The organism is Arthrobacter silviterrae (genome assembly GCF_011045165.1).
Lineage (GTDB): Bacteria > Actinomycetota > Actinomycetes > Actinomycetales > Micrococcaceae > Specibacter > Specibacter silviterrae.
Map to the genome: position 1 here is coordinate 58,991 of NZ_JAAKZI010000024.1, position 9,568 is coordinate 68,558.

Here is a 9,568-nt window from a genome sequence, read left to right on the forward strand (position 1 = left end):
AATACCGGACAGTAATACCTCATTGAATGTCATATTCAATGGAATTGACCTGCTGTGACCGTGCAGCATGCCGGGCCGGGGTCTCATTAACCAGACCCCGGCCCTGCTGGTTCCCGCGACGCGGCCGCAGCACAGTGGTTTGCTTCGGAGGGAACGCAGTGAAAGAGAAAATCGACCACGTGGTGGTCTTGATGTTGGAAAACCGGTCGCTCGACAGTGTCTTGGGCTGGCTCTACAGGGACGAACAGCCCCAGCATTTCTACGGCGCGGACACCACGCCCACCTACCAGGGCCTGCAGACAGGCGAATACTCCAACCAGTACGACGACCGCACCATTCCTGCCAGCTATGGGACAAAGGGGGAGACGGGCTACGCCGGAGTCCCGCCGCAACCGATGCGTGTCCCCGGCTATGACCCCGGTGAAGAGTACGCCCACGTCAACCAGCAGCTGTTCGGCTCACCCGGCCACTCCGTAAAGACCAATCCGCCAAGCGGCACGCCGGCGCCCATGGCCGGGGTGGCCTACGACTACGGCGCGTTCTACGAAAAGTGGGAACAGCTGGGCCAGATCATGGAGGCATACACTCCGGAGCAGCTGCCAATCCTCAACGGCCTGGCCAAGGCCTATGGTGTGAGCGATGCTTGGCACTCCTCCGTTCCGACGCAAACGAACCCGAACCGGGCCTATTCCCTGTGTGGAACATCCCTGGGCCGGGTCAACAACACGTGGGACGCCGTCGAGCAGTTCAACACCCGCACCATCTGGAACGCCCTGCCCGCCGGCACATCCTGGGGCATCTACTACCACGACACCTGGCAGGACGGGCAGTGCTACACCCAGTACACCTTCCCCGGCTGCACAGACGCCCTCAAGGACGGGGAGATTGCGTCCATCGACACGTTCTACAGCAAGGCGCGCAGCGGATCCCTCCCGCGGTTCACGTACCTTGAGCCGAAGTGGGGCTACGGCCTGGGCAAGCTTGACGGCTCAGGGTTCCTGTGCGGCAAGCTGTTCGGCAAGACCTACGGGGCGCAGGGCAACGACTACCACCCGCCCACCTGGGTGGGGCCCGGCGAGGTGTTCGTCAACAACGTGTATGAGGCCTTGATCGCGGATGCCGACGCCTGGCAGCGCACGTTGCTTGTCATCACCTTTGACGAGCACGGCGGCACCTATGACCACGTGGACCCGGGTTGGGGCGCGGTCCCTCCGGACAGCCAGCGCGGTCCTGACGGCTTTGCCTTTGACCGCTACGGGGTGCGGGTTCCCACCCTGCTGATTTCACCGTGGATCCCGGCCGGCACCGTGTTCCGTTCACCGAGCCCCACGCTGAAGTACGACCACACCTCCATGGCGGCCACGGTGTTGAAGTGGTGCGGTGTTGACCCTGCAGCGGCCGGCCTGGGCGACAGGGTAGCCGTGGCCCCCACTTTTGACGGCGTCCTTTCCGAGCAGCCGCGGGCGGACGTCCCCACCTTTACGGTGCCGGACGGCTACGCGGACCAGGGCAAGGACTGCTGGCTTGAGGACGAGTCCCAGCGCCTGCCGGTTGGCCTGATGCATTCATTGGTTGCGCGAAGCGCGACGGTGGAGGAACTTGAGGCAAAGGTGAAAGCAGCCCTGAACCTCTAACGGCTGGACAGGCACGACGGCGGCCACCCATCTGCCGCCGTCGGCCCGCCTGGCGCCCACGAGTTCAGGCCAGACATTACACCCTCAGTAGTTTTATCGGCTGTGCTGCGACAAGCCTGGAATAGGACGCCTCAACTATTCGCGGTTCGATGAGGTTTCCAAATGTGGGCCGTCACCGAATCGCCCGGGTTCGAGCGATAGCAACAACGGGCGCCGAGAATTTTCTTGCCAGTAGGACAATTGTCATGGTCATGATCGACGTCAGGATCATACGGGATTGACGAGTAGCACGCGGCGACCTTCACTTGGCCTCCGTGTGAATCTGCTGTGGCACCAAGGGGAGGGTGATTTGAAACTACCGAGGCCCACTGACGCTAAGACCTCGGAATGCCCGTGCTGAAATAGCCGCAGATGCTAATTACCTAGCCGGCGGAAGCCAACGCCGTCGAATTCGCTCCGTCCACGCGCACCCTCAGCTGGCGTCCAGCCTATGTTGCAATCTTGAATCCATAGTTTTAGAGAGTCAGCTACTCGCGATACGGCGAATAGTAACGGTTTCAGCGATTATGGTAAAAGACGGTATTTAAACATCACGGGGCTTCCAGTCAATTTGTGCGACTATTGTGTCGAATGATTGATTATGTACGGCAGAGAATCGATAGCTGCACGATTATAGGAATTGCTAAGTATTAAATCAGGATAATAGGTCAGGATGAATCATATTGGACTAACGGAGAATGTAATTCGTATTGCATACCTCAATCGACTTCACGGATCCAGTCACGTGAGCCAAACTCTCGTTAAAAAGTACAAGATTGAGGCCACCTGGATGAACCGAACTCGAATATTTTATTCCGGATATTCCAAGAGACTTGACGAATTCACAAAGATATTGACTGGCAACGTATTCGACGCCATTATCAGATCGGCGTACAGGTCGAGACAATTCGGACCCCAACCTCTTCAGGAGCTTAAACGTATAGAGTTGTCCAAATTGATCGTCGTCAATAGCGAAAGGATTTATGGCTTGTATTGCAGATAGGTCTAGGATCTCAATCGCCTGGACGGTCTGAAATTTTGCAATAGACAATACGTCATGGGTGGAAGGTCGGCATTCGGAAATACATGCGTCTTCTTGAAAAGAGAGATATAGATGTGAAATACCCGGAGGATTAGCACGACCGCCAGTGGCAATCGATTTTGGAGGCGCTCCCATTGCGCTTTTAGCTAACTTCTGTCCGGGACGACATATGCGTCCTCTAAAAAATACAGTGCCTTGCTGGATACTTTTCAGGCTCTGGTGGATGACGCTTCTAAGAATTTCCGGGTCTAAAATGATTGATGGGAAAAACCTATTGGAACTAGTGAGTTCTATCGCAAAATCATCCCAAGAAGCAGGGTAATTTGAAATATTGCTATTCGATATTGGGATTACGGGATCACCCGATAAAAGCGGATGTCCTTCCGGAAACACGGCTCGAAGCAATTCGAGATGAGAATTACTTCCCCGATTTGGATTGAATATCGTCCAATCGTCTTGAAGGCGTATGTGGATCGGGTCCCCAACGCCATCGGAAGACAAGCGATAAAGGTCTAAGACCTGAGAGAATGAGTCAGCCCACGTCGTTGCGGGCCAGATATCAACTATTCCATCGTTGCAAAACGAACATATGCCGTCTTGAGCAACCGACGTATTTACGTCAATTGGTCCAACCAAACCAAAACAAGTTTTGCAAGTGCTCTTACTAATCATTATTTTCGGCGCCAAGGGCAACATAGATATGATTTTGAATGGATAGTTTCTTAATGACCCCAAGACCCGCATAGGACCTGTTTGTCAAATGTGAGCGAAATGTTGCTATCGCCGAATTATCTAGTCGATTTTCATCCACAAATGTAACTAATTTAGTTAATGCTTCAAAATACTTGCCAGCGGTATCTGCTGAAGAACCATTTGGGGTCGAGCAAAAATGACGAATGTAAATGGCCTCTTCATTCGGGCGTTGATATGTCAAATGTATGGCCACAACTCGTGGGAGAGCTCCGCCCTCATTGAATTGTGACCCAATTGTTTGGAAATCACCGAATCCCACGTAGTTGTCTTCTCGAAAAAATAGATGGTCTTCTGAGAAAATGGATTCACCGAGAGTGAAGTAGTCTTGATTTCTAATTTGTCTTGCGAAGCTATCTCTGAGTAAAGCTGTCCGCCTTGTTGGGAATGTTGAACGATAGCGTCGGGTTACATATTTGTCTTCCGCGAAATGTATATCTACATCGCATGATTTAGAGAGATTATTCATGCATTCGTTTTGAATATTGGAAGATCCGTAGAATAGATCGACTTTGAACTGCCGATCTTGATGGTTCAAAATATGAGTTAGTTTGACCAATTCTTCATCATTAGAGAGAATGATACCAATTTTCATTTGAGGATTGACGTCTAAAATTGGGCGAAGAGTTGCCAATAATTGTTCACTCTTATTGGTGCCCTTTATTTCGCCAACCTGTGGGTTGATTATGACGGTGCTTGGGACTCGTTTCTGGGCAAGAACAGCCATGTTTCTCAGCAGGGTGTTGCTTGAATCGACGTCTCTTACTGGCTCGATAACAGGGTGCACCGACTTTGATTCACGCATGACATCAGCGAGCTCCTTGATGGCTAGGAGTTCAAACTGTTTCCCGCGCAAATATGGATAATACATTATTTGGGTCCCCTGTCGTTGAGCCATTCTTGGATTTTTCCGAATTGATCGGCTGTTGGATTTACTCGAAATAGAGAGCTGATTAAAGGCTTGTATTGCCGATCATTTATCCGTTCCAATTCGCTAGGTTGCCTGCGCGTTAGTAACTTTTCCATTCTTTTTGCGTAATCTTGGGGGGGTATTGCTTTCGCTTTTCCAAGATAGTAGCCATATTGTACCATGTTTGGTTGGGGCGGCTGAGGTCCGAATTCTTCATGAATAATTGCCATGTACTCAGATTGTCTCATCATGGTCATCATGGTCGGGATGTGGAGTCGATCATATTGCGGAACAGATTGTTTTATCGTCTTCAACGCTCCACGTTTAGTTAAAGCGATCAGGCCGGTTGGTGAGTCGTCGACATGTCGTAAATATGTGTCTATCTTTGATTCATCGCAGACCACGCTTACTCGCGAAAATGCCAAATAGTAGTCATCTAGTTGCTTGGATAATCTCTCTGGAGAATCGAATTTTGTCTTGATTTCATACGCTTCTACCGTTGTCCCCAATATGACTACGTCGGCTATGGAGTTGTTTATGCGAACTTCTAGGAGTGCATTTGATTCTTTAGATGCTTTTTTTCCGAGAACTTTTTTTCGGATTAGTTGATTTTTATAGATTGTTTCAATTCGATAGTTAAGTTTCAGAATTGATTCTAGTGCTAGCAGGGCTTCACCTATGGTTTCATTTTCACCCATGAGTCCGACGCCCCTGAGGATTGGGGAATCGTTGATCGAGGCCAATCGTCCAACGCGACCGACCTTGCGTAAGTGAGCACTACCGAGCAGTTTTGAGGCGGCCGCGAGACGTTTATTGTCGTAGTTCATTGCTGTGTCATCCTAGCAACCGGAAGACGGCGCTCCTGCGCCTAAGGGCGCGCCTAGAATTTTTTGATGACTGACTCTGAGGTCATAGACTTGGTGCCAGACTTGTTTGCCTGTCGCTTGCAGTCGAGGGGTGCCACCATTCGTTTTTGTCCCACCCACCGCATAGCCTGGCCAAGTGAACACATTTGATGGGGATGAAGCACCGGAGCAGTTGGCTGAGGGACTCTACGAGCTCCTTCACACGAAGGACCTCGGTGTGCGCCTCGCCGCCGTCCCCGACCTTGAGCCTCGAATCGACGAGTTGGACAAGGAATCGTCGCCGGAGGCACTTGCCCGGCACGTCGCCGATGCTGTCAAACAGCTGCTCACGGATACCAAGGAAGAAGAGCGGGTTGCCAAGACCAACCAGCTTCTGACCATCATCAACCCGGGGAATCAAGTCACTCCGGGTCCCGCCCAACTTCGTTCCCTGCACCGCCCCGACGCATTGAAACGCCGCCAGCTTCGCCGTCCCACCACAAATCTCAGTGACAGTGCCCTGCTCACCAATGGCAAGGATGATCCGAATCTTGCCGCCGAAATCCGCGCCGAAATCGAGTCTGCCGACTCAGTGGACCTGCTCTGCGCATTCATTCGTTGGACAGGTATCCGGCTTCTCGAGCCGGCTCTTGAAGAACTCAAGGAACGTGGCGGCACCTTCCGAGTCATCACCACCACCTACATGGGTGCCACCGAACGCCGTGCCATCGACCACCTTGTCAATCGGTACGGGGCTGAGGTCAAGATCAGCTATGAGACCCAATCGACCAGGCTTCACGCTAAAGCGTGGCTGTTCCACAGGAAGACCGGATTCAGCACAGCCTATGTGGGCAGCTCGAACCTGAGCCAGGCAGCGATGCTTGACGGCCTCGAATGGAACGTGCGTTTGTCAAACATCGCGACGCCGGCCCTTCTACAGAAATTTGCCATCACTTTCGACAGCTACTGGGAGCAGCGGGCTTTTCAAAGTTACGATCCCGCCAAGGATGCGGACAAGCTGGACGCCGCGTTGCAGCGAAACGGGGGCAAATTAACATCGGCACCTTCCGGATACACCGGGCTGGAGGTTGAACCTTATCTTCACCAGGTTGAAATGCTGGAAGACCTCGACGCCGAACGCACCAAAGGCTTTCACCGAAACTTGATCGTTGCAGCCACGGGGACGGGCAAGACTGTTATCGCGGCATTGGACTATAAACAACTATGCGAAGCGGCCGGCCGGGATCTGACCCTGTTGTTCGTGGCGCATCGCAAGGAGATCCTGCAGCAGTCGCTGGCCACCTACCGGAACGTCATGCAGGACGGCACCTTTGGTGAGCTCTATGTCGGTGCACACAAGCCGGAGCAATGGAAGCACGTGTTCGCGAGCGTTCAATCCTTGTCAGCCAAGGGCATTGCCGCGCTGCCGGCGGACCGGTTCGACGTCGTCGTCATCGACGAATTCCACCACTCGGCAGCCCCCACCTACAGGGAGCTGATTGAGCACCTGCAACCCTTGGAGCTCCTCGGATTAACGGCCACGCCCGAAAGGGGCGACGGCGTCCATGTCGCGGACTTGTACTTTGATGGACGCACGGCGAGTGAACTACGGCTCTGGGATGCACTCGATGCCGATCTCCTGGTTCCGTTCCACTATTTCGGCGTCTCGGATGATGTCGACCTGAGCCACTTGGAATGGAAGCGTGGATCGTACGACATTCAGCAACTCAGTGCGCTGTACACGGGGAATGATGCTCGTGCTGCGAAGGTGATCAAGGAACTGCAAGACAAGGTAACCAGCACGAAGGACATGCGCGCCATCGGCTTCTGTGTTTCGGTCCAGCATGCCCAGTACATGGCTCAGGTTTTCAACCAGGCGGGCATTGCGTCAGTTGCGGTGTCTGGCCAGACCGACGACGGCGAACGTGCCGATGCACTTCGACGCTTGCGCAAGATGGAAATCAACTGCATTTTCGCGGTGGACCTGTTCAATGAGGGCCTGGACCTGCCGCAGGTAGATACGATTTTGTTGCTGCGGCCAACACAAAGCGCCACGATCTTCATCCAGCAGCTGGGCCGCGGACTTCGGCGGGCTCCTGATAAGTCGGTACTTACCGTCATGGATTTCATTGGTCAGCAGCATCGTGAGTTCCGCTTTGACGTTCGGTTCCGCGCGATAACCGGCTACGGGCGGAAGCAACTTCAAAAGGCCGTCGAGGACGAGTTCCCCTTCCTTCCCTCGGGTTCGCAGATTGTCCTGGACAGGGTTGCCAAGGACGTTGTGCTGACGAACCTCAAGGCGCAGTTGAACTTGAACAAGACGAAGCTGGTGGCGGACGTAAAGTCATATGCGGAATTGCTGTTGGCGGAATACTTGGCGAGGTCCGGCAACGACGTCAAAACGATCTATAAGTCGACCAAGAATTCTTGGACTGAATACTTGCGGCTCGCTGGACTGATTGAAGGACTTTCGCCCCTGGAGGCGCTCGCGACGGGCAAACTCAGCGAGCTCACACATGCTGAAGAAAATAGGCTGCTCAGCAGGATGGCCGCCCTGATTCATGTGGATGACCGGGATCGTGCTGAGGCATATTCAATGCTGGTTTCCGAAGAGGCCCCTAAATATTCAGAGCTGACCCCGCGTGAGCAAGTATTCGCCCGAATGCTGTTCTTCACCCTGTGGGACGATGCCGGCGGTTTCAGTTCTTACGATGAGGGGTTCGCCCACCTACGCCAGTACCCGTATGTTTGCAGCGAGATCCAGCAGCTTGTGGAGATGGGAGCGGCAGCGTCCAGACGAGCCGGGAGAAACCTTGGGGGCGAATTGGCATGGTCGCCGCTGCAGAGCCACCTGACATACGGCCGATACGAGGTGCTGGCGGCCCTGGGAGCCAAGTCGCTTGATAGTGAAAATCAAAAGAAGCTCATCAGTATGGGTGGTGTGGCGTGGTGCGAATCGAGCAAGACGGATGCCTTCTTCGTGACTCTTCACAAGGATGAGGCCAACCACTCAGCGACCACGATGTACAAGGACTACGCGATCAGCCCGGATCTCTTTCACTGGGAGTCACAGAATGCGACCGCCCCGACCAGCCCGACGGGGAAACGGTACCTGGACCCCAAGGGACATGGCTCGCAGGTGCTGCTCTTCACTCGCGACACGGCAGGTGACGACACGGGGCTGACCGCGCCCTACACGTGTCTTGGCCAAGTCGACTACGTCCAGCACAAGGGTGAGAAACCGATTGCAATCACGTGGAAGCTGCACCGGCCAATGCCGGCGGATGTATTTGCAGACGCGGCTGCTGTGGCGCAGTAGAAGACGAAATGAAGTGAATATGGCATGGCCTTCTGTGTCGAATTCACGAGAGATGCACTTTGAGAAAACAGGTATCTGAGATGAGATTGCTCACTGTAATGAATCAAGAATTGGAGTCGGAATATTGATGGCGACAAATGATGCCACGGAATTCATCCGCGCGAGACATATTGCTCGCCCCCTTAGCGATGCATTCTCGTGCTCCACCGAAAACGATAGTTTGGACATATTGATCGAACTGCGCCGCCGACAATACAGCTTTTGTCCCGTGATTGAAGATGGGAATCCAATTGGCATAGTTGCAGCAGCTGATTGTCAGACAGATTTGAAAGTTCGAGATATAGCTCAGCCGATTGAGTTAGTTTCCGTAATCTCAGCCGACACTGAACTACTTGAGGTAGCTAAAAGGTTACTTTTGGCGCCCTTTCAGTTTATTCTTGAAGGGAGCAGATTGTGCGGATTCGTTACCGAGACCGACCTTGGGTCCGCCAACGGAAAGTCATTCGCGTATATGAATCTGGCTGCCGTTGAGGTGGATATCTGCAAGTACTTGAGAATTTGCTGCTTGGACCAAGAGTTGGCCATCTCGTCGCTAGGCGAAAATAGGCAGTCGGATTTGGCGAAATTCATTAATAGATTACGATCAGAAGATCAGTTTATTGATCATTTCGCTGCTTGTAACTTATCGGATCTCCTTCAAATTGTCATTCGTCAAAAGGAGTTTAGAGCGGAGATCGCCAACTTTGGTGGATGGAGTCGTTTGTCCAGCGGTCTCCCAATTTTGAGGAACGATATCATGCATCCGGATCGCCCCCTGCTGGGAACGCATCGTAGTCTTGGCTCATTTATAAAGAAGATTGAGCACCTTCAGTACATTCAAAAAGCGCTCGGTGCATGCCTCTTAAATAATAATGGAGATTCACCAAGCAGCCTTGGTGAATAGCGAGAGCGGTGGGGTGCGGCCATTAACCTCGATTTTTCATGACTCGGGGATTTTCGTGGATCAGGGCTTACCGGCTGCCTGATGGT

General features: G+C 53.0%; 6 protein-coding genes. 3 read left to right on the top strand and 3 right to left on the bottom strand.

The window, feature by feature from the left end; genetic code table 11:
• Window positions 1–158: 158 nt before the first annotated feature.
• Entirely contained in the window at window positions 159–1,634 is a 1,476-nt protein-coding gene (locus G6N77_RS13580) for an alkaline phosphatase family protein (RefSeq protein ID WP_165182703.1), read from the top strand.
• 727 nt (window positions 1,635–2,361) lie between these two features.
• Here the strand turns inward: G6N77_RS13580 and G6N77_RS13585 are convergent.
• Genes G6N77_RS13585 through G6N77_RS13595 form a run of 3 tightly spaced genes read right to left on the bottom strand, consistent with a single transcriptional unit; the run spans window position 2,362 to window position 5,202 of the window.
• Window positions 2,362–3,411: an RES family NAD+ phosphorylase gene (locus G6N77_RS13585; protein WP_165182704.1), complete on the bottom strand. Its 1,050-nt coding sequence runs from the start codon at window positions 3,409–3,411 to the stop codon at window positions 2,362–2,364.
• Window positions 3,380–4,363 carry a sce7725 family protein gene (locus tag G6N77_RS13590; protein ID WP_165182705.1) on the bottom strand — a complete coding sequence of 328 codons (984 nt, stop codon included), beginning with the start codon at window positions 4,361–4,363 and terminating at the stop codon, window positions 3,380–3,382. Before G6N77_RS13590 ends, G6N77_RS13585 begins: the two co-directional genes overlap by 32 nt.
• The gene (locus tag G6N77_RS13595) at window positions 4,336–5,202 is read right to left on the bottom strand and encodes a sce7726 family protein (protein WP_165182706.1); all 867 of its coding nucleotides are present in this window, start codon (window positions 5,200–5,202) and stop codon (window positions 4,336–4,338) included. Before G6N77_RS13595 ends, G6N77_RS13590 begins: the two co-directional genes overlap by 28 nt.
• Before the next feature lie 211 nt (window positions 5,203–5,413).
• Between G6N77_RS13595 and G6N77_RS13600 the strand changes: the two genes are divergently transcribed.
• Together G6N77_RS13600 and G6N77_RS13605 are read left to right on the top strand one after the other, a co-directional pair.
• Window positions 5,414–8,539 carry a DEAD/DEAH box helicase gene (locus tag G6N77_RS13600; protein ID WP_205678280.1) on the top strand — a complete coding sequence of 1,042 codons (3,126 nt, stop codon included), beginning with the start codon at window positions 5,414–5,416 and terminating at the stop codon, window positions 8,537–8,539.
• A gap of 127 nt (window positions 8,540–8,666) precedes the next feature.
• Window positions 8,667–9,482 carry a hypothetical protein gene (locus G6N77_RS13605; RefSeq protein ID WP_165182708.1) on the top strand — a complete coding sequence of 272 codons (816 nt, stop codon included), beginning with the start codon at window positions 8,667–8,669 and terminating at the stop codon, window positions 9,480–9,482.
• Window positions 9,483–9,568: the final 86 nt, after the last annotated feature.

Bases quoted from the DNA above. Each gene is read 5' to 3' on its own strand.
- G6N77_RS13590 (WP_165182705.1), bottom strand. From the start codon at position 4,363: ATGGCTCAACGACAGGGGACCCAAATAATGTATTATCCATATTTGCGC.
- G6N77_RS13595 (WP_165182706.1), bottom strand. From the start codon at position 5,202: ATGAACTACGACAATAAACGTCTCGCGGCCGCCTCAAAACTGCTCGGT.
- G6N77_RS13605 (WP_165182708.1), top strand. From the start codon at position 8,667: ATGGCGACAAATGATGCCACGGAATTCATCCGCGCGAGACATATTGCT.
- G6N77_RS13585 (WP_165182704.1), bottom strand. From the start codon at position 3,411: ATGTTGCCCTTGGCGCCGAAAATAATGATTAGTAAGAGCACTTGCAAA.